We start from the raw sequence: 25404 nt of genomic DNA on the forward strand, positions 1-25404 counted from the left end.
CCCTATTATTCATTTCATTTAGAAGGCTATCAAAACAGTCATGTTTTGATGCCTCTATAACACGCCCTTATTTCTAGGGTATCAATGTACTAAAAGGATTGTAAAACTTTGCGAATCACTTCATTTTGCTCTGGAAAACCTAAAGTGATGCGCACGCCATTTGGAAACCCTCGTGCAATGATACCATTTTGAAGCAACTGTTCATCTAGTTCTTTTGCGCGGTCTGTTTGTGCAAAGATAAAATTCGTTTCCGATGGATAAAGCTTTACAGAAGTTTCTAAACCATCAAATTTCTCTCTCTCAATTCGATTACGTTCCACAACTTCTAGTAAGTAATCTTGATCTTCAAACGCTTTTAAAGCAGCCTGCTCTGATAAACGTGTTGTATTGAATGGTGGTCGTAATACATTTAATTGTGCAGCCAATTCAGCTGTCGCAACCAAGTAACCGATACGTAAACCAGCAAGTGCATATGCTTTAGAAAACGTGCGCATCATCGCAATATTATCATATTTTTTCATTAACTCAATCGTATTTGGAAAGTCTTTTGCAGTGACATATTCACCGTATGCTTCATCAAAAAGTACGGTTACCTCCTTTGGGATTTTTTCTAAAAATGCTTCTATTTCAGCGTGTGTATGATAAGTACCTGTCGGATTGTTAGGGTTACAAATCCAAACTAACGCTGTTTCCTCATTTACCGCTTCTGCAATACCATCTAAATCAAATGCGCCTTCAATCAGTGGCACTTGGATTGTTTCGGCATCTTCTACAGTAGCGTTATGGAAATATTGTCCAAAAGTACCTTCGCTTGTAACAATGTTATCCCCTGCTCGAACCATAGTTCTAGAAATAATTACAATCATCTCATCAAGGCCGGCTCCAAAAATAACTTGTGATGAATCTACACCATAATGAGAAGCAATGGCTTGTTGTAAAAGAGGTGCATTGGGTTCAGGATATAAGAAGAGATCATCTACATGATCCTTAATCGCTTGTTTTGCCAATGGAGAAGGGCCATATACATTTTCATTTGAAGCATGTTTATATAGCTCACCTGCAATGCCATATTTTTTCTTAAGTCCTTCTGGTGATAAGCCTGGTTGATAAGCGCGTAATTTAGAAATTTGAGATTTCATCTCTAGCCCTCCTATATGTCAGAATTTTTTAAATATGTTAACTATTATAACGAGTTTTACTTTAAAATGCTAGAGTGTGTGGCCATCATTATCGATAGTCCTACTTGTTATAAAACATTTCATATACGCTACATGTTAATTATAGTTACATTTTAGGGTATATTGCACGCCTTTTGATTAAATGTAAAAAGACGGGATAGCAGGATCATCTCTATCTACAGAAGATTTACCGGCCTATCCCGTCTCAAACCATTCAAAAGCGTAAGTTATATTTTGAGTTTCTCATGATGTTTTACACACGTATCGTTCGTTATGCTTTTTAATGAATGAGTCCTTCTTTTTTCAAGTAGTCTTTTGCAACTTGATATGGATCTTCATCTTTTTCAGCAACACGATAATTCATTTCTTGCATTTCTTCATCAGAAATTTTGCCTTGTAACTTGTTTAATGCTTTCTCAACATCTGGATGGTCATCAATAAATGATTTTTTAAATAATGGTGCCCCTTGATAAGGAGGGAAAGCTTTTCGATCATCTTTCAATACGACCATATCAAATTGCTTTAATTCTGCATCCGTTGAATATGCATCAATGAGATTAATGTCACCTTTCTCGACAGCTTGATAACGTAATTTAGGTTCCATCGTTTTCACATTTTTAAAATTCAAGTGATACAATTTCTTAATAGCTGGATAACCATCTTCACGATCATTAAATTCTAAGGTAAAGCCAGGTTTAATTTCACTTTGCACTTTTCGTAAATCACTGACCGCCTTAATACCGTGTTGTTCTGCAAAATCACGTTTAACCGCAAGTGCATACGTATTGTTATATTTCATCGGTTTTAATAAAGTCATATCAAATTTTTTCTCAAGACTTTGATTCGCCTGTTGATACACTTCTTTTTCATCTTTTGAGTGTGGTGATTCTTTCGTTAACTCGCCTAACACCGTACCCGTGAATTCAAGATAGCCATCGATTTTATCAGATTTAAGGGCATTGAATAAAAAGCTCGTTTTACCCATACCATCTTTAACATCGACCGTGTAATCTGTTTGATCTTCAATCAATATTTTATACATATTTGTGATAATAGAAGGTTCTGTTCCGAGTTTACCGGCGATGGTAATCTTTTCACCTTTGTGAGACAACAACGGTGCCACAGTAACAAGGAACATCGCAAGTAAAATCACACCCAATGTGATTAACATTTTGCGATAAGAAATGTGGCTCAGTATTCTTAAACCGACATCAAATAAAATAGCTAAAATCGCAGCTGGTATCGCACCAATTAAAATTAATGACGTATTGTTACGATCAATTCCTAATAAGATTAAATCCCCAAGACCGCCAGCACCAATCAAAGCTGCAAGGGTCGCAGTACCAATAATCAATACCATTGCTGTGCGAATCCCGGCCATGATGACAGGCATCGCCAAAGGTAACTCTACTTTAGTGAGTCGTCTCATAGGCTTCATACCAATCCCTTTAGCTGCTTCAACTAATGAATCGTCAACACCTGTTATCCCCGTATATGTATTACGTAAAATAGGCAATAAGGCATACACAACTAAAGCAATAACAGCCGGCACTGTTCCAATACCAAACAATGGAATCATCAAGCCCAGTAGCGCTAGCGATGGAATCGTTTGTAATACAGCAGCAATATTAATCACAATTTCTGACAGTTTCTTTGTTTTTGTCAAAAGGATTCCAAGTGGCACACCGATAAGCACTGCAATCAGTAATGCAACAAAAGACAGTTGAATATGTTCAAGTAATCGGGCTAATAATTCCCCTTTGCGATCACTTAAAGTATTGAGGATGGTATTCATACAGATTCACCTGCCTGGTTTTTTGATAAGAAGCTAAAAATATCTTGTCGCGACAATAACCAAGATTGTGCATCAACCGAAACAATAACTGCATCATGTGATACGAGTTCGCGGTAGACGTCACTGACCGCTTGATTATGATCGACGACTGGATAATCTAATGCTTCGTTCGTATCAAGCTTTCTTCCTGCAAGTTCGGCTACTTTTCCAAGTGTAAAATGATTTAATACCACACCGGTCAAGTTTCCTAAAAACTGACGTACAAAATCATTTTTAGGCGTTTTAATAAAGTCATTAGGTGTCCCAATTTGTTCAACGCGTCCATGATTAAGTAAACATATGCGGTCGCCTAACTTGAAAGCTTCTTCAATATCATGTGTCACAAAAACAATTGTTTTCTTGATTTTACTTTGTAAGCTTAACAGATCATCTTGTAACTTTTCACGTGTAATCGGGTCTAAAGCACTAAAAGGTTCATCCATTAAAATGACAGGTGGATCCGCCGCTAGTGCACGAACGACACCGACACGTTGACGTTGACCACCAGACAATTCGTCAGGTTTGCGATTTCTAAATTGCTCAGGTTCTAAACCTACCATTTCCAACAATTCATCAACACGCGTATCAATTTTTGATTTAGACCAATCTTTCATTAAAGGAACTTGCGCAATATTGTCACGGATTGTCATATGTGGAAATAAAGCAATTTGTTGTAACACATAACCCATATCCCAGCGCATCTCATACACAGAATAGTCACTAATAGGTCTTTCTTTAAAGTAAATATAGCCGTCTGATAAGGGGATAAGACGGTTAATCATTTTCATCGTTGTCGTTTTGCCCGATCCTGATGGTCCAATTAAAACGAAAAATTCGCCTTCTTGAATCTCCATATCGACTTGATCAACAACGACTTTATCACCGTAACGTTTCGTTACATTATTAAACTTAATCATTGAATCCCTCGTTCTCTATTTTATTGATTTTCATTTATATAGCTCATTACCCCAAACTTTGAAACTTATACTTATTAAATCATAATTCATTGAAAAAATAACTCAATTTGCCTCTAATTTTTAATCGAGCTTAATCAATAAAATAATACGTTACAAGTAGCATTCAATTTTATATAAACTGTTTCTTTTAACACCATTATGGATATCAATCACCTAACCTATTTTATCGCATGCATTTATCAAATTTTTTTAATTGCCTTTACAAAAACATCGCCTCAAAAAAGCAATAAAAAAACAACACAGACTGGATTTTCTGTGCTGTTTTAATATTTATCTACTGCTATAACGACCTATCTTAAATTAGCTCTTTTAATCGTCTTTAATAAAAGCATTCCGACTATTATTTATGAACTATGCATTTTATAATCTTGAATCGCTGTTAAAAATTCAGGACAGTAGTGTTTTAATTTATAACTACCTACACCTTCAATTTGAATCATATCTTGCTTTGAAAGTGGCTTACGTTTCGCAAATGCTTCTAATGTATAATCCGTAAAAATATTCGTCGGTGGAATATTCATTTTTTCGCTCATATGTTGACGTACTTCAACTAATTTTTCAAATAAAATGCGGTCTACACCTTCGACAGTATTAATATTAACGGTTTCTTTTGATTTTCGTTTGAAAGGTGTCGTATAAATTTTCGTTTCGTCATACAATAACGTCTCGACAGATTGATCACACAACAAAATTTCATCGTGTTCATTTAAAAAACCTTTAAAGCGCAATTCGTCAATTAAATGATGTAATTCACCTGTCGTATAATGTTTCATGATGCCATATGTGGAAAGTGCCTCATACGCGTGATGACGTATGTAGTCTGTCTTTTCACCACGCAAGACTTGAATAACTGTTTGATAACTTTCATTTTGTCTTAAACGTGCAACACAACTGACAATCATTTTAGCTTCATTTGTCATGTCATACGTTTTATTTTTATCAACACAGTTACTACATTGTTGACACTCTTCTAATTTTTCATTGGGCTCAAAATAATGAACGAGTGTAGCTTCTAAGCACTTACTTGTTTTAGTATATTGAATCATCTTCGTAAGCTTTTCACCCATGCGTTCCTTATAATCATCATCCGCTTTTGAACTACTAATAAAATACTGATGTAAACTGATATCACGATCACTATACAATAATATACAATCACTTTCTAAACCATCTCGGCCTGCACGCCCCGCTTCTTGATAATATGATTCCAAATCACCCGGCATATTGTAATGAATAACGTAACGTACATTCGATTTATCAATACCCATACCAAAGGCGTTTGTGGCGATAACGACGCGAATACGATCGTACAAAAAATCATTTTGTGCTTCATTTCTTTGCTTAGATGTTAACCCTGCATGATAATAAGTTGAAGCGACACCTACATCCTCAAGTGCTTCATAAAGCGCCTCTACTTGTTTACGGGTAGAGCAATAAATAATGCCCGAAACCTTCGCATGACTTTTAACATAATCAACAATAAACTTTTGTCTTTGATAAGTTGCATTGACTTGAAATTTTAAATTACGACGTCTAATACTCGTTTTTACGACATGATTAGGATGAATCATCAAGCGCGACATAATATCTTGTTGTACTTCCGTTGTAGCAGTCGCAGTAAGTGCTATAATCGCAAAATGTTGAGGCATAGCTAGGACACGTTGAATGACCGCTTGATAACTCGGACGAAAATCATGGCCCCATTTCGATATACAGTGTGCTTCATCAAATGCGACAAGTGCAATATTGACACGGCGCAACAGCATTTCAAAATACGTACTCTCGAATCGTTCTGGTGCGACATACAAAAATTTTAATTCACCATCGACTAATTGTTGTTCGATTTCTTTTTGGGCTTGTGCAGTTAAACTACTATTTAAATAAGCCGCTGCAATGCCCATCGCTTTCAATTGATCGACCTGATCTTTCATTAATGAAATTAACGGGCTGATTACAATCGTTGTACCTTCTAACATCAGTCCTGGCACTTGATAACAAATCGATTTACCACCCCCAGTAGGTAAAACACCTAATGTGTGATGATGATTTAAAATCAATTCAATGATTTCTTTTTGACCAGGACGAAAACTTTGGTATCCAAAATAATGCGACAGTGTTTGCTCCATATTATCCCTCTTACTGTTCTAAAATTTCTTCTAGTTCACTCCATCTCGTGATGTCTAAATCATATTGCGTCTCAAGCGCTTCTTTTTCTTCACTCAATACTTTGATTTTGGAATAATCTGCGTTGGCTTCAATCATCTCTTCGTCAATAGCTTTGAGACGTGTTTCTGTTTCATCAATTCTAACGATTAACATGTCGTATTCTCTTTTTTCTTTATATGATAATCCTTTTTTCTTTTTCTTCGGTTGTTCTTTTGGGGTATCTTTCGAATCTTTCACTTGGGTTGATGCTTCAACGTATTGTTTCTGATAAGCAAGATAGTCCTCAAATTGTCCTAATATCACATCAAATTGCCCATCATGAATATACCAATAACAATCGACGACTTTATTTAAAAAGTAACGATCATGACTTACGGTAATGACTGTTCCACCAAAAGTTTGAATATAGTCTTCAAGAATCGTCAATGTTTCAGTATCTAAGTCATTCGTCGGTTCATCTAATAATAGAACATTCGGTTGATGAACTAATAATTTAAGTAAATATAAGCGCTTCTGTTCTCCACCAGACAGTTTATATACTTTTTTACCATGAGTTGCACTTGGAAAGAGAAAACGCTCCAACAACTGTGTAATCGAAATGGTTGTGCCATCCTTTTGACGGGCTAACTCACTCTCTTCTCGCAGAAAATCAATCATACGAATATCTCGATTTAAACGCTCATCTGTTTGTTTAAAGTAAGCAATTTTAACCGTTTGGCCCACTTTAACGACACCCTCATATGCTGTGTCTTCTCCTGCTAAAATATTCAACAATGTTGTTTTACCGGCGCCATTCGGTCCAACAATACCAATTTGTGCCCCTTTTTGAATCAATGTTGTAATATTTTCAAATAACGTGCGTTGATTGATCACTTTCGTTACATTTTCAAGTTCAAAAACTTGTTTACCTAAACGGGAATAAGCAAGACCTAGTGACCCTTTTTCTTGTGATTTTTGTGCATTGACTTGCTTTTCTAAATCATGGAATCGATCTTGTCTCGCTTGTTGTTTCGTCGTTCTCGCCTTAACACCCGCACGCATCCACGCAAGTTCTTGTTTGTATAGGGCACGTTGCTTGGTTTGTTGTCGTACTTCAATTTCTTCACGTTCTGCACGCATCGCGATATAGGCCTCATAATTACCCGGATAAGTTTCTAGCTGACCATTCTTTAGTTCTACAATGCGCGTCGCCACTTCGTTTAAAAAGTAGCGGTCATGCGTTACAAATACAACTGTTTTCGGGTAAGATTTTACAAACTGGATAAGCCAATGGATAGATTCAAAATCTAAATGGTTTGTCGGCTCATCTAAAAGCAGTAAATCTGGTTTTTCAATTAATGTGCGTGCTAAAATAACGCGCTTTTGTTGGCCCCCTGACAAAGATCCGAGTTGCCGTGTTGTATCATGAATACCTAATCTAGAAAGTATCGTTTTAATTTCGGCACTGTAATCCCATGCGCCTAAATTGTCCATTTCTGTTTGTGCTGCCATCATTGCATCAAAAGCCTGTTCACTCTGTACTTCAGCATAAGTTGCAGTGGCTTCTTCATAACGCTTAATGACTTGTAACTCTTTAGAGTTTGCACCATATACTGTTTCGTACACTGTCATCTCGGGATTTAAATCATGATTTTGTGCAGCATAACGAATGCGATAATTTTTAGGATGCGACTGTTCGGCATCAAAGTCATCGTCTTTACCTGCAATCACTTTTAATAACGAACTCTTACCTGTTCCATTAATCCCTACTAATCCAATTCGCTCTTGATGAGAAATGGATAGATGAAGATCATCAAATATCACTTTATCCGCATACGATTTATTGAGGTGTTCAATTTTATACGCTTCCACAACACATGCACCCTTTTTCCTATAGATTTACTCGTATTTATTTGTTAACCTTAAATCAGTTCTATATATTATACACTTTTTTTGGAACAAATGATATAAAGAGAGGTGTGCTTGGTGGAATATATTTCAAATGCACCGCCCTTTCTTCAAGCGCTCATTGCAGGTATCGTGACTTGGCTTTTAACTGCATTAGGGGCTGCAGTAGTATTTATTTTTAAAAAGGTCAATGCACGTGTACTGAGTTCAATGCAAGGTTTTGCAGCCGGCATTATGATTGCTGCGAGTTTTTGGTCACTTTTGCAGCCTGCTATTGAAAGCAGTGCTGACAGTGCGACGCCGTGGTTACCTGCTACGATTGGCTTTCTTCTTGGGGGCGTATTTATCCGCTCTTTAGATGGGGTCATCCCGCATATCCATCGCAATGCGAGAGAAGCGTCACAAAGACAAGAGGGTGTCAAGACGCACTTAGATAAAAACACATTGCTATTGCTCGCGATAACTTTGCACAACATACCAGAGGGACTTGCAATTGGGGTTGCATTCGGCGGTATCGCAACTGGAAATGCGCATGCAACATGGCTTGGCGCTTTAGGGTTGGCAATAGGGATAGGCATACAAAACATTCCTGAGGGTGCTGCATTGTCACTTCCTATACATGCATCAGGGCAAACAAAGTGGCGTGCTTTTAATTACGGACAAGCTTCAGCACTCGTCGAACCAATTTTTGCAGCAATAGGTGCCGCAGCGGTTTTGGTCGTGACGCCAATATTACCATATGCATTAGCTTTTGCAGCAGGCGCAATGATTTTTGTCGTTGTTGAAGAATTGATCCCTGATTCACAATCAGGGGATAATACAGACCTCGCAACTTTGAGTTTGATGCTCGGTTTTACCATAATGATGATACTCGATGTTGCGCTAGGCTAATAGGGCACATTAAAATCCGATTGTTCACTTTGTTGGAACAATCGGATTTTTGTTTTTTATACGGCATTGGATGACTAACCATAAATAAAGGGGTCAAGACATTTATATGTCTCAACCCCTTAATATCTCAAATGAGAAAATTATATTCCACAATGACATTGACGCTTAAACACAATGTCATTATTTGATAACAATAGCCTTATACAAATTGAAATTATTACTTAATGTCTGCTTTTGGACCTTGTGGATATTTATATTTAGATGGATCCACTCTGTTGAAGTCTGGATTTTTATAGAAACGGAATAAATCGCCATTTAAAATTTTATCGCTGACTTCTAAGTCATTTTCAACTTGTTTTTTATTTTTCTCTAAATCAGCAGGTTGTTTTTCTACTGGATGATTGTCTTTATTGCTGTATACCTTACCATTTACATACTTATAGTCTTTTGTTACAAAATCACCATTACGGAATGGTACCACTTGTTTATGGTCTTTAGACAACATATCCGTACCAAGCATTAAATAGTTTTTCGTATCAATGCCCATTAAGTGAAGTAATGTAGGCATCACATCAATTTGGCCTGCATATGTTTCATCCACTTTTGGTTCAACACCAGGTGCTTTTAACCAAAAACCAGTCGCATTTAAATCATTAAACTTCGCTGGTGTAATCGGTTCACCTAACAATTGAGACATCGCTTTATTATGATTTTCAGAAATACCATAATGGTCACCATAAATCATAATCACAGAGTTATCATATAAACCACGTTTTTTCAAATCGTTAATAAATGCTTCTAAAGATTCATCTAGGTAACGTGCAGTTTGAATATAACCGTCGACGGTTGGGTTACCTGTATCCCCTTTCGGAATCGATGCATCTTTATCGCTTAACGTAAATGGATAATGGTTCGTTAACGTAATTAAATGAGAATAGAAAGGTTGTTTTTCTTTATCTAAGTATGATGCTGCCTCTTTGAAGAAGACTTTATCTTTTAAACCTAAGTTTTCAAGATTTTCTGGTGACATATCAAAATATGTCGCATCATAAAACTTATCAATACCAAAATGACGATATACTTGATCTCTATTCCAAAACGTTTTGTAGTCACCATGCATAACATTCGTTGTATAGCCCTCTTTTTGATGTAAGATAGCTGGTAATGATTGGAATGTGTTATCTCCTTTTAAAGAGAAAGCTGAACCTTGTGGTAAACCATAAAGACTGTTGTCCATAGTAAACTCAGCATCCGATGTTTTACCTTGACCTGTTTGGTGATAAAAATGCGGATAGTATCTAAAGTCATTATTACCAGAAGAAAGTTTGTTCAAAAATGGTGTAACTTCTTGTCCATGAATCTTTTTATTAATTAAAAAGGTTTGGAAACTTTCTAAGTGGATTTTAATGACGTTTTTGCCTTTAGCTTTACCATAATACTGCATGTTGGGTTCAACATTTTTTTGCTTAGAGTAATTCAACACTTTTGTTAAATCATCTTCAGAAGCTAATGCTTTTTGTTGATTGTTTTGAACTGTTTTCACGCCATCGTAAACTGTAAAGTTATAAGGTCCTAAATATTTGACTAAATATTTATGGTCGAATGTACGTGTTAACAACTCTGGTCGATCTGTTTCTGCAAATGCTAAATTCAAGAAAAATAAAGCAATCGCTGTTGCCATCACAACTGGCACGAATTTTTTATGGAATACATTTTTACTTAACCATTTTTGTTTAAAAATAAGAATGAATAAGTACACAAATGTATCAATAAAATAAACAAAGTCATACCATTGGAATGATGCCCCAACAGCACCGCCCATTGAGTCCACATTGCTAACTTGGTTCAATGTACTAAAAGTAATGAAGTCTGAGAAAAATCGGAAATAGACGACATTGGCATAAAGTAAGAAAGTTAATAAGAAACCTCCTGTAAATATAAACCAATAGGCTTTTCTACCTTTAAAAAATAAGAACACACTCAATAGCAATGCAACTAAGCTATATGGGTTCATGAGCAAAATTAAGTTTTGTGTTAACCCTTTAACACCAAGTGACAAGTCAACATAATAAGCAAAATACGTTTTTAATGCGATGGTTAAAACCGTCAGTAGGAAAAACGTAAATATACCTATTCTTTTTTTTCCTTTTACCATATTTGTTCCCCCGTCGTTTTATCTGTTGATTAAAATTCAATCGTTTAACAATTTCTCTAAATTTGTAAAATTCTCCACTAAAAGCTTTATTAATATGTAATATTCTTGTAATATACATGATTAAGTTCAATATAACAATATATACCCATTAAGACAAAAATTCAAGCGAAAGCCGTTTGTTTGAGTGAGATTAAAATGGCTTTCATTTCGGGTTTATATTGGCTTTATATTAGCTCAATATTAAAAAAACACTGCTTTAAATTGATGCAAGGATATGCAATGTAAAATTGTAATATACTAGGTTCACAATTAGAACGTATATGATTATACAGAAATCACGCTTTAAATGACTCGGCCCATAGTTGTATTTCTGCATCTTCCATATTTAACTCATTTAAACGCTTATTTTAACAACTCGCTTTGCATTCTAAACTCTATTCCTTGGAATAATTGCTTCCGCCACTGATGATACTTCACTAAATTTTGTTCAGCTTGTAACACATCAATAAACTGAAATTTAATTTTTGAACTTTGACTTTTTTGTGCAATTTTAGATAGATGATAAGAAGCGATTGTCCCAATTTGTGGGTAACTGCCTAACGTATAATGATCATTAAGCAATACAATTGGTGCGCCTTCTTTCTTAACTTGAATGGTACCTCGTTTGACTGACCGATGTGGGGGCATATCTTTGTAAAAGGCTTTAATGGATGGTCCTTCTAATATCATTCCCATACGATTGGCCTTGCTCGAAATTTGGTATTCACTTTGGATAAAGCGTTTGAGAATAGGTTCTTCAAAGTCTTCTGTACCTTTGTTCGGGATGACATGCACAACATCAGATAAATAATTAAAAGAGAGCGCATAACCATCAACACCCCATGACACAGTCTTTCGATCCTCCAATTTTTTAAACAATTGATGATGCCTTTCGTTATAATCACGCTTCATGTTGACGGTATCGCCATCTCTTAAACGACGACCTTGAAACCCACCTATTCCTGAAATCATGTCAGTTGAAGTCGAATTCAGCCATTCATCCAGTTCAAAGCCACCTGCAATCGCAAGATATACACGTGCACCTCGATGTAAATGATCAAAAGAAAGCACATCGCCTTTATTCAATAAATACAGTTTATTAACTTGAACTTGCATTTCGTCTATATGTGCTAAAACTTGTGCACCTGAGAAAGCAATTAATGTCGGCTCCGTGAATCGAATTTTAGCCATTTTATGTGTCATTTCTAACGTTGCTTCATTCCGATCGTTACCAACGAGTCGATTCGCAATTTCATGAGCAAGCACATCGAGTGCCCCACTTCGAATGACACCCATATGTTCATAGCCTTGTCTTCCAAAATCTTGAAAACTCGAAAACAACCCACTATCTTCTATGATAATGGCCATTATACATCCCCTCCTTGCGATACAACTGTAAACTTCACTTGGTCTCCTAACGAAATTCTTGCAAAATCTTTTTTATTGGGTTGAAACAATTGTAATGGCGTACGCCCAATCACTAACCAATCGCCATACGTTTCGGTAGTTGTAATACCACATTTATTATTTTCCATAATAATAGAACCCGCAGGAATCACGCGTGGCTCATTCGCCATATGGTTGACTATAATGCGAGGATCAACGCCCGTTAAATAAGGAAAGGCTGGCGAATAACCCATCATTGATACGAAATAGTCTGATTCCGTGTGTAGTTGAATAAAAGTTTGTGCATCCATATTCAACTCCGCTAAGATTTTGTCAAAATGCAAACCGTGTATACCCCCATATTCCACTGGTACTTTAATACAGCGCTGTTGTTTTTCAAAAACAGCATCACTGATATCAATATGTTCAATAAGCGATTTCATATGTAAAAAAGGAGACGCTATTTTTAAATGTCTCATCATCATATATCCATCATAAGAAATGAGCATATCCGTCTCCGTTGGGACAATTTCAGTAATATATGGATAATTTTGAGCGACTAAATAATTACGAATCATCAGTAACCTTTGTGTCGCTGTTGGCGTGACAGCCCCTTTTAAAGAGACCACTATCGCTTGATCCCCTTGACTATATACTTTCATTTTTCCACCTCTATTAATTATCATAAAATAAGCTTAAAACCTCAATGGCACGGGGGGCCAATTCACTTATCAACCCGTATATGATTCCCCCTTGAATTATGATTACACATATCATCCATACATAGGCCCAAATACGCTTTTGACGAAAAACAAGTTGATTCCCTATCCATTGGCCAAGCCAGAGTACGATCATAAATCCTAATAAATATACCACTATCATAAAATCACCTAATTCTTTAGTTCAAGTGAAATAGGGACCCATTCACGTAAACTATTAATCATCCACAACTGGCCACCTTGTTGTAACATTTCTAACAAGTCATCCACGGTAAAGTACTGCTCTATGATTTTATGTTGCTCTAGTAGCATTTGACGCATGCACCCTTGTAAAAAATCGTGGGCGTAATTGGGCGTGATAGATTGCCCGTTAATCACGACGACAACATTCCCTATATCGAATTCTAAAATTTTTCCATCCGCATCATAAAAAAGCGCTAACTGTGTCGTATGATTATGTGCCAAATAATCACGTTCAGACGTTTTGTAGATTCTTTGCCACGTAGGCACTTGATTTTTTGATGGCATCAACTGCGAGGTCATCTTTTTAATTTCACCAAGCGCACCGACTTCAACTTGCATCTCCCCAGATTGATGCACAATCAACTTGACCCGATACAGTCCACTGGGATATTGATTTTGAACATGCTTCAAATTGTGTTGCCATCGTTCAAAATCAAAGGGGATGTTTAATGACTGGCTCGCACTTTTTATTCTTTTATAATGATATTGAAGGCGAGAAATCTGCCCCGCTTCAAGCCGCATCGTTTCAAATAATTTCATAACTACCCCTCTAATATTTTAGTTTTCGTACAAAATTCTTCATATTCTTTGTCGGGATCAGAATCAATTGTAATGCCTGCACCTACACCGTAATAAAAAACTTCATTGATCCGTTCGATCGTCCGAATGGGTACGTTGAAAATCGCGCGTCCATTCGGATGAAGTAATCCTACCGAACCACAATAAATATGACGGGGTGTCGCTTCAAGTTCGTGAATGATACGCATCGTATTGATTTTAGGTGCCCCGGTAATCGAACCACAAGGAAATAGAGCGCGTAGTAAATCTTGATAAGTTGTGTCATCTGAAATTTCCCCTGTGACCATTGTTGTCATTTGAAAAACAGTCTGATAACGTTCAATCGCAAATGGATGTTTCACTTGAACAGTCCCTTTTTTCGCTACACGAGCAATATCATTTCTTAATAAATCAACGATCATTACATTTTCGGCTCTATCTTTTGACGAAGATCTTAACGCTTGTTCATTAGCTTGATCATCTTCAACCGTAAGCCCTCGAGGCATCGTCCCTTTCATCGGTTTACTCACCACTGTACGAGAATTTGTTTCGAAATCTCCTAACTGAAAAAATAATTCTGGTGAAATAGATGCTACTTTAATTTCTTCAGTATCTATTAATACGGTATAGTCCCCATTCGCGCTCTGAGTAAAGCGTTGGTACAAAGCTGAGATCGACAACGCATCAAAGCTTTTAAGGCGCGTCGTATAGTTGACTTGGTATGTCCACCCAGCAGTGATTTCATCTTGAATTTTACGAATGTGCTGCTTGATGGTTTCGGGCTGTGTCACGAAATGAAAACGTCCGCCCGCCTTCTCAGGCCCTTCTCCCTCTTCAACAGCGTTCACTGGTGCATCAAACACATAATAGGCTGCATAAATATGGTGCTCTGGTGTATGTGTGATGAAGTCACGTTGGAAATAAGGCGCTGCCTCATAAGGCAAATAAAGTGCGACATAATAGCCTTCTCGTTGGTAGGCTTCAGCTTCATCAACTAAGGAGCCAACTTCTTCAATTTCATAAGCAATCCTTTTCTCAATGGGATGCTCAAAACGATATCGATAAGATGTCGTTGTATCTGCGTCGCTATAATATTTATAATTAAACTTCACAACCATCGATGATCCCTGCTTTTCTTAAAAAATTTCTCATTTGTTCATGTCCGTACTCTGACAAAATGGACTCCGGATGATACTGTAAACCGTAAATGGGCCACTGTATATGGCGCACAGCCATCACAATGGCATCTTCATTCAACGCTGAAACGACTAAAGGCGTATGGATTGTGTTAGGATTAGCCATTAATGAATGGTAACGCATCACGTTGAAAGATTTAGGCAACGCATGAAACAACGTTGACCCGTCATGATGCAAACGTGTCGTATGACCGTGGACTGGACGTGGGGCGTGAATAATCTTTCCGCCATAATACGTCACGATAAGTTGAAATCCTAAACAGATGCCTAAAATTGGAACTTCTTTCTCAAATGTGCGTATCACGTCAAACAATATTGGATAATCTACTGGTGCACCAGGCCCTGGAGAAATCACAATGGCACTCGGTTTTAACTGCTCCAACATAGGAAGAGATACCTCATCGACATCAATGACTTTTACTGTTTGCTGACTCTCCACCTCTAAATAATCAACAATATTATACGTAAATGAATCTTTATTATCTATCATGACTATCATTTTTTTGCCTCATTTTTATTTAATAATTCTATTATCACAAATGTGCGCATAATTGACAAAGTTCTAGCTAATATCATTTCAAAATATTAGGATGACTTGATTTCTGTGCCTAAATGTATTACAGTATGGAACGTAATTGAATTAAAGAGGTTCCTAGCTTCTAACCCTCTATAAAAAACTAGACACCTTCCGTCTATCTTTTTATAGAGACGGCTTTTTTTATGTCTTATTTTAGGATCTCTACATAAAATAAGGAGCGAAACAATTATGTCTAAGGTGCTCAATGATGAAAAAGCAGTCGTTGTATTTAGTGGTGGCCAAGATAGTACAACCTGTCTCTTTTATGCGAAAAAACATTTCAAAGAGGTGGAGTTGGTTACTTTTGAATACGGTCAACGTCATGCGAAAGAAATAGAAGTTGCAAAAGCAATCGCAGAGGATCAAGGGCTTAAACATCATATTCTTGATATGAGTTTATTATCTCAACTTACACCAAATGCGCTGACATCGCATGACATGCAAATAAAGACCAATGAACAAATACCTAATACTTTTGTCCCTGCGCGAAACTTACTTTTCCTCTCTTTTGCCGGTGCACTCGCCTATCAAATTGGTGCGAAACACATTATTACAGGTGTCTGTGAAACAGATTTCTCAGGTTACCCAGATTGCCGTGACGTCTTTATTAAATCAATGAATGTCACACTCAACTTATCGATGGAACGCGACTTTGTTATTCATACACCATTAATGTGGTTAGATAAAAAAGAAACATGGGCATTGAGTGATGAATTAGGTGTACTTGATTATGTGCGTTATCGTACACTTACTTGCTACAACGGCATCATCGCAGAAGGTTGTGGCGAATGCCCAGCTTGTCGCTTACGTCAACGCGGTCTCGAACAATATCTTGCTGAGAAAGGAAGTGAAAAATCATGATGCAACAAATTTATCCATCTGTAAATCATGATTATACGTACGAACTCAATAAAGACTTTAACTTTTCAGCTGCACATTTTATCCCTGATGAACGTGCAGGTAAATGCATGCGCGTTCATGGGCATACGTATTTTGTAAATATTACGATAGCAGGCGATGCCTTAGATGAACTTGGTTTCCTCATTAACTTTAGTGAGCTTAAAAGTCTTATCCATGATAAATTTGATCATTATTTATTGAATGATTTAACACATTTCCAAGGCAAAAGCCCCTCTACTGAAATCGTAGCGCAAACGATTTACGAAATTGTGGCTGAACATTTAAAAGATTTACCACATGCGCCAAAATGTCTTCAAATCTTTTTACGCGAAACACCTACAAGCTATGTCGTCTATCGACCGAAAAAACAGGAGCCAAATCATGGCTAAAATACCTGTACTCGAAATTTTTGGTCCTACAATCCAAGGTGAAGGTCGTGTTATCGGTAGAAAGACAATGTTTGTGCGCACAGCTGGATGTGATTTTCGTTGTAGTTGGTGTGATTCCAAATTTACTTGGGATGGCAGCATGAAAGATGAAATCCAAATGATGTCCGCTGAAGCCATTTTCGACCAACTTAAAGCGATTGGTGGCGATCGCTTTAATCATGTCACGATTTCAGGTGGAAATCCTGCACTCATCAAAGGAATACAAGCATTAGTCGATGTTTGTCAATCTCACGGCGTCCATACCGCACTTGAAACACAAGGAAGCCATTTCCAACCTTGGATGCGTCAAATTGATGATTTAACGATTTCACCGAAACCACCAAGTTCGGGTATGAAACAAGATTTGGAACGACTAGATCATGTGATCGCGCAATGTGACGTGTCACAGATTAATTTAAAGGTCGTTGTATTTGATGATGCGGATTATGAATTTGCTAAAATGATTCATCATCGCTATCCTCATCTTCCTTTCTATTTACAAGTTGGAAATCCTTATCTTGAAGATCATGTCAAACACCATACCCAAAAATTACTTGAACGTTATGAACAACTGATTGATCGTGTCACTGAAGATGCAGAAATGAATGAAGTATACGTGTTGCCACAATTGCATACATTAGTTTGGAGTAATAAAAAAGGCGTTTAACTCAAGCCATCCAATCGCCCATTTTACGCTTCTACAATGATGGGGATAAATAGATGAAGGAGAACTGTCTGCATGACGATTTTCCTTCATCTATTAAATTTTATAAAGATTTAAAGTGTTATTAAATGCCAATAAGAGATGAGATTGATATAATGGAAAAATGAATTGCGAATAGTTAGGAGAACATAATGGCCTTATTTGTCATCTTAAACATTATTATCGTGATTGGGACATTATTAGTTGATTTACATCGACATCACTATCGATATATTCGACTCAGTTCGGTAATTCTATCACTCACGTTAAGTAGTTTCGTGAACCCAATCTTATTGAATAAGCTTAATTTTATCACACTCGCCACGATGTTAATGTATTTAACATGGTTGATCTTACAATATCATTTAGATTACACGCATCATACATTTAAAATTAGACATCAAAAATTCTTTATTGGTGTTTTAACCATTATGATTAGTATTTTATTTGTCATTTTGGCACGGTCATCTGAAGCATCAATTTATATGTCTGTACCGTATTTAGCCCCTGCCATCTTCCTATTTGGTGGGATATTACAATTTTCAACCACGTTAAACTCACCGTGTTTTTCAAAATTTTATCAAGTTTTAAAAATAAAACATCCGATTTGGATGGGTGGCACTTTGATTCTCTTATCAATGATTACAATGGTCAGCCTTACGCCTTTTTGGTACCTTTTTGTAATTGTATACGTCGGCTTTTGGGCAACATTAACGATTGAAAAAATATTTATTTTACCCAAAAATGATTAAACCATCAACAAACGTGGTATTTACTTATAGAACCTTATGGTATAGAAAAAAAGGAGGCATACACTATGGGTTTTATAATTATGTTAATCGTCGGTGGTCTTATCGGTTGGGCTGCTGGAGCAATTTTAGGTAAAGATATCCCAGGTGGTATTATTGGTAACATTATCGCTGGTTTAGTCGGTTCTGCGATTGGTAGCTGGCTATTCGGTCATTGGGGCCCATCATTAGGCGGCGTTTATATTTTACCAGCATTAATCGGTGCAATTCTTGTTATCGCAATTGTATCACTTGTTTTAGGTAAAATGCGTGGTAAAAAATAAATTTAAAATGATATTGAAATACATGGGCTTTGGCTCATGTATTTTTTTATGTATAAAAACGACCAACAAAGTATCGCGCTTTCATAACGCATCGTTAATGCGCTTTGCTAACCGCTACACAACATTTTTCATCCCCCACGATTATATCCACAAAAAACTTCTTTTTCATTGTATAAATTTTAAACTTTAAATATAAAACAAATGTATTTTACTCGCTAATATTTATTTATCTATAATATTGCTTTTTAAAATTAGTTTGCATATAATACTTTTAAAGGCATGCCTCTCTTCATAGTGAGCTTTTGGCCTTTTTATAACTATCATTTTGAATCTTTTAACTCAACTTATACAATCTAAACTTTACATTTTATACAGTGTTTGATGATTTGTCTCTATCAAATAGATAATGATTATATGGGAGATGATTAATGAAAATGAATTACAAAGCCGCACTATTTGCACTCTTTTTAAATATATTATTTTCAATTTTAATGTTCATATTAAAGTTTAATATCGGTTTAATGATTATAGCATTTACGATTATTTTAGTTCCTGTTTTGATTAATATTCTCTCTTTATTTATAAGTAAACAATCTTATAATTTATTGACATTATTAACAATGAGTGTTTTTAATGTTGCATTTTATGTTATTTCTGCAAATACCATATTAAATAATTCTCACTTTCAAATCTTTGCCTGTCATTATTCCTATGAGACAAATGGCTCTATTATGAATTTAAAAGAACATTCACTTTCTATACCTCACCTAATCGTTTTCTTCTTACTTTATTTTGTGTTGAGTTTGTTGTGCGCTAAAATTTATTCAAAAAGCTTAAAATTAAAATGATGTGGTTGAGACACACAATGTTCTTACGACAAAACCGGTCATTTTCAATATCATTTGCGCGTTTTTTCGTATTAGTTGCGTACGACGTGGCTCATGCATCGTTTTAAATCTATTCTAAGCTATACAACATGCACTTTGCTCCTCTTTAAAGCAAGTTCATTATTATTTTGAAATAAAAAAGCGTAGGAGAGAAATCGTTTTGATTTCGTCATCCTACGCTCCACAAAAAAACAGTCGCCCCTATGAAGATTAAAAATAAAATTTATACTTGTTACTTTTTATCAAACTTTGGTGTTTCTACATTAGAGGCTTGCACAATGTATTGCGGTCGTCGCTTTACCTCATAATATATCCGCCCGATATACTCACCCATCACACCTATAGAGACGAGTTGAATGCCACCAATAAATAATATCGCCGCAATTAACGTAAAATAGCCGGGAACATCAACACCATGGATAAGTGTATCAACAAATAAGTAAATAATATAAACCATACTCATTAAAAAAATGAACAATCCCAAGTAAATCATTGTACGTAGTGGCTTATAATTAAATGAAATCAATCCATCTATAGCATAATTGAATAAACTTTTTATAGACCATTTTGATTGTCCTGCTTCCCGCTCAACATTTTCATATTGAATCACTTTACTACGGTAACCAATCCATGAAAATAAGCCTTTAGAAAAACGATTATACTCTTCTAAATTTACTAACGAACGCACCGCGCGTTGGCTTAAAAGTCTAAAGTCACCAATGCCATCTTCTAATTCAATATCTTCAATGAAATAATTGATCATTTTGTAGTAACAGCGCGTCATCCATTTCCGAGAAGCGTGTTCACCTTCGCGATTACGCTTTGCGATAATTTGGTCATAGCCTTCCCGGTATGCTTTTACCATATCAGGTATAAGTTCTGGAGGATGTTGTAAGTCTGCATCAATCATCACAACCGCATCACAATCTACACTATGTTCAAATCCTGCAAACATTGCTGCTTCTTTACCAAAATTTCGACTAAATGAGATATATTTGAGATGTTGCGTTTCATTGGCTGCCTCTTGAAGTATTGTAATCGTATTATCGTGACTCCCGTCATCAATAAACAACAAATCATACTCATACACTTGTGCAATACTGTCTTTTTCTAATATTTCTACCAATTGTTGTATGGTTTGATGTAGTACATCTTTCTCGTTATAACATGGGACAATCACACGTAATTTCATTATTTGTGCACCTACTCTATCTACTTTTTCTATGTCTCGTCCTTTTGGTTCTACCCATTTCCTACATAAAAGTAACGTTCATTAGAAAAGCGCGCGCTCACGCAAGGCGCTATTCCTACCTCTAAAGGATAGCATATGATTATTCGATTTTAATCTCAAAACCTCTTCCCGATCTGTGATCGCTATTATATGGCTCAGTCCTGTTAATCCATTTTTACATGACAACCCAATATTAACTGCAAATGATAGCATCGAATATAAAATCCAAAAAAAGAGAGGAGTTGTCCACACATCTCTCTGTTATGGACACTCCTCATTAAAATCATTCACTTTTCCGTATTAGGATACTTTTTTATGCTTCTTCTTGAAGTTCATAATCATCTTCATCGCGCTGTCGAGAACGTTCTGAGTTGTATTCATAGCGCAACAATACATGAATTATCTGATGATTTTCGATTTCTGAAATCACCCAACGATCATAAGTTGTATCGACGTAATCATCTTGTTCTAAGTCTGTATTTTGAGCTTGAAGCCAGCCCCCAATCGTATCAATATCTTCTGAGTCTTCAAAGTAAATACCAAACTTTTCTTCTAAATCGCTTAGTAGTACACGACCGTTGATTTGATACGTTTGTTGATCGAGCTCGACAATATCATTGATTTCATCATCGTCAAATTCATCACGAATTTCACCAACGATCTCTTCAAGAATATCTTCCATCGTCAATATCCCAGCTGTACCGCCATATTCATCAATAATTAAGCTGATATGCACATGTTCACGTTGCATTCGAACAAGCGCATCGCTAATCCGTGTTGATTCTGAAATCATTGGTAATTCATGAATATAGTTGGCAATTTTAATTGGTACACCCGATGCATATTCTGTCAGAAATTCTTTTACGTTGATAAATCCTTTAATATGGTCTTTATCACCATCTTCAGTAATCGGATAACGTGTGAACTGATGTTCTTTAATTGTTTCTAATAACTCATCTACATTGAAAGGTTCGTTCAATGTGATCATTTGCGTACGTGGTACCATAATATCTTTGGCATGACGCTCATCGAATGAAAAAATATTTTGCATATACGCAAGTTCAGTTTGGTTGATTTCACCACCATGATAACTGTTGTTCATAATGATTTTCAATTCTTCTTCAGACATCGCCTCATTACCAGCATTTGGATCAGCGCCAAACATTCTAATAATTAAACGCGCAGAACCATTCATTAACCATATTAACGGTTTCATCACAAAACCGAAGTAATATAAAGGTCTCGCATATAATAATGCAATGCGATCTGTATGTTGGATTGCTAAACTTTTAGGTGCAAGCTCACCGATGACAACGTGAATGTAAGTCACGATAATAAATGCAGTCACAATTGATACGGTTGTGACAATCGCATCAGGAATATGAATGAGTCCAATCAGTGGCTCTAATAAGTGCTTAAATAAAGGCTCACCTAACCACCCTAAGCCTAGAGATGTCACTGTAATCCCTAGCTGACAGGCTGATAAATAATAATCAAGATTTGAAATCATTTTTTTTACAACACGCGCATTGCCATTCCCTTCAGCAATTAGCTGTTCAATGCGTGATGCTCTTACTTTAACTAATGCAAATTCTGAACCGACAAATACAGTAGTTAAAGCAATTAATGCAAAAAATATAAATAAATATAATATGGTCGTACTATCCAATTAGTTCCCTAATAGATAGGGATTCACCTCCGTTAATTGCATCGCTCAATAGAAAGCGATGGCGATAAGTGTATATGACCTAAGTGACACAACATCGTATTCATGCCTAAATCCTTCCCATTGAGCTACCTCCAGACATAAAAATATTAATTTTATCATACCATAAGTTTTAGTGAAATAATACTATGAAACTATCGTACTTTAGTAGGAATTCCTATAAAACACGCACATCTTTTTCACTCAGCCATTCTTAGTTCATCACAATATTTAAAAACAATCTATTTCTGCATACAACAAAGCGTTCGGGACATAGATTTCAAAATAAATAGCGCTCAGATGATTTTTAATAGAAAACCGTCTGAACGCTTCATTTTTATGATAAAACTTCGTATTATATGACTTCGCTTTCCGAGGGGACAGCCTCAGCCTGTAGTCTTCGGCTCGTCCTGTTCCCTCAGGAGTCTCGTCATAAATACTTCGTTTATGCATATAATCATTCACTATTATAGTTAAGAACAAGTCGCTTTTGCTTAATCTAGTCAGCTTTGCGGAGGCAATACAACGCAATCTTTGTTACACATGAAATTTCTGTGTTGCGCCAAAAATCCAATTTGGCTTCATCACGTTTTTACTACAATTACACCAAATTAAGTTGAGATTTCATCCCCCTAAGCAAGCACGTTCTTGGAGGCATGATTATCAAAAAATTTATATCTAAAACGCTTTAAATCTATTACTTTACTTTCCATTCTTATCGGCTTTTGTAAATCATCTCATCACCTTACTATTAAGGATCATCTTATTTTTTAAATAGTAGGTTGTGTGGGTGCCTTTTTCAACAATCCGTAAATGACTGCACTTACAATGGCACCAATCAAAATGGCAACAATTGTTAAAAATGCATGACTTGGATCAGTTCCAATAATAACGACCAATCCACCATGTGGCGCGTTAATAGATGCACCAAACAATAGAGCAAGTCCACCCGCTACGCCTGAACCAATCATCATTGAAGGAATGACACGCAATGGGTCAGCTGCAGCAAACGGAATTGCACCTTCAGTGATAAAGCTTGCCCCCATTACAAAATTCGGGATAATAGAACCACGTTGCTCTTTTGTAAATTTTGAGCGGAAAATTAGCATTGCAAGCGCGATTGCGATAGGCGGCACCATACCGCCAATCATTGCTGCAGAAATTGGTGCTGTATTACCCGCTGTTAATGCAGCAGTACTAAATACGTATGCAGCTTTATTAAAAGGTCCACCCATATCGATAGCCATCATCGCACCGATAACAACACCAAGTAATACGATATTACTGCCTGATAAATGATCTAATCCATTGACTAAGCCATTATTCAACCATGCGGCCGGCGTATTGAAAACATAAATCATCAATATTCCTGTCAAGAATACAGAAAATATTGGATAAATCAATGTCGGTTTTAAACCTTCTAACATTTGAGGAAAATTTCTTGTTAATTTTTTAATACCTTCAGTGATGTAACCCGCTAAGAAACCAGCTATAATACCACCTAAAAATCCTGAACCACCTGAAATAGCGAGCATCCCACCAACAAGACCTGCGGCAAAACCAGGTTTATCAGCAATACTTCGTGCAATATAACCTGCTAAAATAGGAATAATTAACGCAAATGCACTTTTGTTGCCAATCTGCCATAACGTTGCTGCAAAAGCGTTGTAATGACTACTATTCGGGTCAAATGCGTCTGGATGAATCATAAACACAATCGCCATTAAAATACCACCTGCTATAACGAGTGGTAACATGTTAGAAACCCCGTTCATCAAGTGTTTGTAGATTGTTTTGCCGACACCTAATTTTTCATTACTTTCTTCAGTATGCTGTCCAGATGCAGCTACAAAAGGTTTTCTTGATGTATCTAAAGCACTATTGATTAAAGCTTCTGGGCGCTTGATACCATCAGCAACAGGTACTTGAACAACATTTTTTCCATCAAAGCGGTTTGTTTCAACATGCACATCCGCTGCCACAATAATTCCGTTAGCGCGTTCAATATCCTCTGAAGTCAGTTTGTTTTTGATTCCACCCGCGCCATTTGTTTCTACTTTAATATTAACGCCCATTTCTTCAGCTTGTTTTTTCAATGCATCCCTTGCCATAAAAGTGTGTGCAATACCTGTGGGGCAAGCAGTAACTGCCAATACATAAGGTTGATCTTGATCGACAATAGGTTGTGCGTCTTCAACGCTGTCTTCATCTGTTGCTTCATCGTCTGCACGATTAATAATTGCTAATACATCTTCCTGTGTCTCTGCATGTAAAAGTGCTTCTCTCACTTTTTCGTCCATCAAAATACCTGAGAGTTTCGCTAATGCATCTAAGTGTGTTTGTGCCCCTGAAGCAGGTGCCGCAATCATAAAGAAGAGATGTGCGGGTTGCATATCTAAACTGTCATAATCAATTCCTGCTTTTGATTTACCAAATGCAATCGCAGGTTGTTTTACAGCTGCTACTTTTGCATGTGGAATCGCAATCCCTTCACCAATTCCTGTTGAGCTTTGTTGTTCACGTGCGTGGATGGCTTTTTTGAAATCTTCTAGATGGCTTAATTTTCCTGCTTGATTTAATTGCTGTGCAAGTTCATCAATTGCTGTATCTTTCGTTGTCGCAGAAAGATCCATAGCAATCGTTTCTTTAGTGAGTAACTCTGTAATTCTCAT

Annotated in this window: 21 protein-coding genes; 7 read left to right on the forward strand and 14 right to left on the reverse strand. The window is 36.5% G+C overall.

Annotated features, from left to right (window positions below; genetic code table 11):
- Positions 1-89 precede the first annotated feature (89 nt).
- The 5 genes from hisC to KM149_RS10265 all read right to left on the reverse strand — a co-directional run bounded on the left by hisC (position 90) and on the right by KM149_RS10265 (position 8006).
- A complete protein-coding gene (hisC, locus tag KM149_RS10245; RefSeq protein ID WP_165545064.1) occupies positions 90-1139 on the reverse strand; it encodes a histidinol-phosphate transaminase in 1050 nt (349 codons plus the stop codon).
- Positions 1140-1458: 319 nt separating this feature from the next.
- Complete coding sequence (locus tag KM149_RS10250) at positions 1459-2973, reverse strand: ABC transporter permease/substrate-binding protein (RefSeq protein ID WP_165545065.1); 1515 nt, start codon at positions 2971-2973, stop codon at positions 1459-1461.
- On the reverse strand, positions 2970-3929 hold the full coding sequence (locus KM149_RS10255) for an ABC transporter ATP-binding protein (RefSeq protein WP_050331620.1): 960 nt from the start codon (positions 3927-3929) through the stop codon (positions 2970-2972). The genes KM149_RS10250 and KM149_RS10255 overlap by 4 nt, the downstream gene beginning before the upstream one ends.
- A 404-nt stretch (positions 3930-4333) precedes the next feature.
- Positions 4334-6115: a DNA helicase RecQ gene (gene recQ / locus KM149_RS10260; protein WP_050331621.1), complete on the reverse strand. Its 1782-nt coding sequence runs from the start codon at positions 6113-6115 to the stop codon at positions 4334-4336.
- Positions 6116-6125: 10 nt separating this feature from the next.
- A complete protein-coding gene (locus KM149_RS10265) occupies positions 6126-8006 on the reverse strand; it encodes an ABC-F family ATP-binding cassette domain-containing protein (protein ID WP_241415374.1) in 1881 nt (626 codons plus the stop codon).
- Positions 8007-8117: 111 nt separating this feature from the next.
- On the opposite strand from KM149_RS10265, the gene KM149_RS10270 reads away from it, so the two are divergent.
- On the forward strand, positions 8118-8933 hold the full coding sequence (locus tag KM149_RS10270; RefSeq protein WP_050345974.1) for a ZIP family metal transporter: 816 nt from the start codon (positions 8118-8120) through the stop codon (positions 8931-8933).
- Between the two features lie 217 nt (positions 8934-9150).
- On the opposite strand, the gene ltaS is transcribed toward KM149_RS10270, so the two are convergent.
- From ltaS to KM149_RS10300, 6 genes are all read right to left on the reverse strand, one after another.
- Positions 9151-11088, reverse strand: coding sequence for a polyglycerol-phosphate lipoteichoic acid synthase LtaS (gene ltaS, locus KM149_RS10275; RefSeq protein ID WP_182280473.1), 1938 nt, complete (start codon positions 11086-11088; stop codon positions 9151-9153).
- Between the two features lie 402 nt (positions 11089-11490).
- Complete coding sequence (locus KM149_RS10280; protein WP_241415375.1) at positions 11491-12495, reverse strand: 5-oxoprolinase subunit C family protein; 1005 nt, start codon at positions 12493-12495, stop codon at positions 11491-11493.
- Positions 12495-13175, reverse strand: a complete 681-nt coding sequence (locus tag KM149_RS10285) for a carboxyltransferase domain-containing protein (RefSeq protein WP_165545070.1) — start codon at positions 13173-13175, stop codon at positions 12495-12497. The genes KM149_RS10280 and KM149_RS10285 overlap by 1 nt, the downstream gene beginning before the upstream one ends.
- Positions 13176-13403: 228 nt before the next feature.
- On the reverse strand, positions 13404-14015 hold the full coding sequence (locus tag KM149_RS10290) for an aminotransferase class IV (RefSeq protein WP_241415376.1): 612 nt from the start codon (positions 14013-14015) through the stop codon (positions 13404-13406).
- 2 nt (positions 14016-14017) lie between these two features.
- Positions 14018-15151: a chorismate-binding protein gene (locus KM149_RS10295; protein WP_241415377.1), complete on the reverse strand. Its 1134-nt coding sequence runs from the start codon at positions 15149-15151 to the stop codon at positions 14018-14020.
- The gene (locus tag KM149_RS10300) at positions 15135-15728 is read right to left on the reverse strand and encodes an anthranilate synthase component II (protein ID WP_103356096.1); all 594 of its coding nucleotides are present in this window, start codon (positions 15726-15728) and stop codon (positions 15135-15137) included. Before KM149_RS10300 ends, KM149_RS10295 begins: the two co-directional genes overlap by 17 nt.
- A 267-nt stretch (positions 15729-15995) precedes the next feature.
- Between KM149_RS10300 and queC the strand changes: the two genes are divergently transcribed.
- The 6 genes from queC to KM149_RS10330 all read left to right on the forward strand — a co-directional run bounded on the left by queC (position 15996) and on the right by KM149_RS10330 (position 19757).
- The gene (gene queC, locus KM149_RS10305; RefSeq protein WP_103356097.1) at positions 15996-16667 is read left to right on the forward strand and encodes a 7-cyano-7-deazaguanine synthase QueC; all 672 of its coding nucleotides are present in this window, start codon (positions 15996-15998) and stop codon (positions 16665-16667) included.
- Positions 16664-17095: a 6-carboxytetrahydropterin synthase QueD gene (queD, locus tag KM149_RS10310; RefSeq protein ID WP_050331632.1), complete on the forward strand. Its 432-nt coding sequence runs from the start codon at positions 16664-16666 to the stop codon at positions 17093-17095. The genes queC and queD overlap by 4 nt, the downstream gene beginning before the upstream one ends.
- Positions 17088-17801 (forward strand): 7-carboxy-7-deazaguanine synthase QueE, encoded by a 714-nt coding sequence (gene queE, locus KM149_RS10315; protein ID WP_165545073.1) that lies wholly within the window; start codon positions 17088-17090, stop codon positions 17799-17801. Before queD ends, queE begins: the two co-directional genes overlap by 8 nt.
- Positions 17802-17989: 188 nt before the next feature.
- A complete protein-coding gene (locus tag KM149_RS10320; protein WP_165545074.1) occupies positions 17990-18589 on the forward strand; it encodes a hypothetical protein in 600 nt (199 codons plus the stop codon).
- A gap of 65 nt (positions 18590-18654) precedes the next feature.
- Positions 18655-18909: a GlsB/YeaQ/YmgE family stress response membrane protein gene (locus KM149_RS10325; RefSeq protein WP_016424461.1), complete on the forward strand. Its 255-nt coding sequence runs from the start codon at positions 18655-18657 to the stop codon at positions 18907-18909.
- A gap of 428 nt (positions 18910-19337) precedes the next feature.
- Entirely contained in the window at positions 19338-19757 is a 420-nt protein-coding gene (locus KM149_RS10330; RefSeq protein WP_165545075.1) for an Msa family membrane protein, read from the forward strand.
- Positions 19758-20028: 271 nt separating this feature from the next.
- On the opposite strand, the gene KM149_RS10335 is transcribed toward KM149_RS10330, so the two are convergent.
- The 3 genes from KM149_RS10335 to KM149_RS10345 form a co-directional block, all read right to left on the reverse strand.
- Positions 20029-20988, reverse strand: coding sequence for a glycosyltransferase family 2 protein (locus tag KM149_RS10335; RefSeq protein WP_241415378.1), 960 nt, complete (start codon positions 20986-20988; stop codon positions 20029-20031).
- A gap of 352 nt (positions 20989-21340) precedes the next feature.
- Positions 21341-22696 (reverse strand): hemolysin family protein, encoded by a 1356-nt coding sequence (locus KM149_RS10340; protein WP_050331637.1) that lies wholly within the window; start codon positions 22694-22696, stop codon positions 21341-21343.
- 806 nt (positions 22697-23502) lie between these two features.
- Positions 23503-25404, reverse strand: a complete 1902-nt coding sequence (locus KM149_RS10345; protein ID WP_165545077.1) for a PTS fructose transporter subunit IIABC — start codon at positions 25402-25404, stop codon at positions 23503-23505.

Origin of the sequence: Staphylococcus coagulans, assembly GCF_022557135.1 — a bacterium.
GTDB lineage: Bacteria > Bacillota > Bacilli > Staphylococcales > Staphylococcaceae > Staphylococcus > Staphylococcus coagulans.

Coding starts and splice junctions, on each gene's coding strand:
- hisC (WP_165545064.1), bottom strand. CDS start 1,139: ATGAAATCTCAAATTTCTAAATTACGCGCTTATCAACCAGGCTTATCA.
- KM149_RS10250 (WP_165545065.1), bottom strand. CDS start 2,973: ATGAATACCATCCTCAATACTTTAAGTGATCGCAAAGGGGAATTATTA.
- KM149_RS10255 (WP_050331620.1), bottom strand. CDS start 3,929: ATGATTAAGTTTAATAATGTAACGAAACGTTACGGTGATAAAGTCGTT.
- recQ (WP_050331621.1), bottom strand. CDS start 6,115: ATGGAGCAAACACTGTCGCATTATTTTGGATACCAAAGTTTTCGTCCT.
- ltaS (WP_182280473.1), bottom strand. CDS start 11,088: ATGGTAAAAGGAAAAAAAAGAATAGGTATATTTACGTTTTTCCTACTG.
- KM149_RS10280 (WP_241415375.1), bottom strand. CDS start 12,495: ATGGCCATTATCATAGAAGATAGTGGGTTGTTTTCGAGTTTTCAAGAT.
- KM149_RS10285 (WP_165545070.1), bottom strand. CDS start 13,175: ATGAAAGTATATAGTCAAGGGGATCAAGCGATAGTGGTCTCTTTAAAA.
- KM149_RS10290 (WP_241415376.1), bottom strand. CDS start 14,015: ATGAAATTATTTGAAACGATGCGGCTTGAAGCGGGGCAGATTTCTCGC.
- KM149_RS10295 (WP_241415377.1), bottom strand. CDS start 15,151: ATGGTTGTGAAGTTTAATTATAAATATTATAGCGACGCAGATACAACG.
- KM149_RS10300 (WP_103356096.1), bottom strand. CDS start 15,728: ATGATAGTCATGATAGATAATAAAGATTCATTTACGTATAATATTGTT.
- queC (WP_103356097.1), top strand. CDS start 15,996: ATGTCTAAGGTGCTCAATGATGAAAAAGCAGTCGTTGTATTTAGTGGT.
- queD (WP_050331632.1), top strand. CDS start 16,664: ATGATGCAACAAATTTATCCATCTGTAAATCATGATTATACGTACGAA.
- queE (WP_165545073.1), top strand. CDS start 17,088: ATGGCTAAAATACCTGTACTCGAAATTTTTGGTCCTACAATCCAAGGT.
- KM149_RS10320 (WP_165545074.1), top strand. CDS start 17,990: ATGGCCTTATTTGTCATCTTAAACATTATTATCGTGATTGGGACATTA.
- KM149_RS10325 (WP_016424461.1), top strand. CDS start 18,655: ATGGGTTTTATAATTATGTTAATCGTCGGTGGTCTTATCGGTTGGGCT.
- KM149_RS10330 (WP_165545075.1), top strand. CDS start 19,338: ATGAAAATGAATTACAAAGCCGCACTATTTGCACTCTTTTTAAATATA.
- KM149_RS10335 (WP_241415378.1), bottom strand. CDS start 20,988: ATGAAATTACGTGTGATTGTCCCATGTTATAACGAGAAAGATGTACTA.
- KM149_RS10345 (WP_165545077.1), bottom strand. CDS start 25,404: ATGAGAATTACAGAGTTACTCACTAAAGAAACGATTGCTATGGATCTT.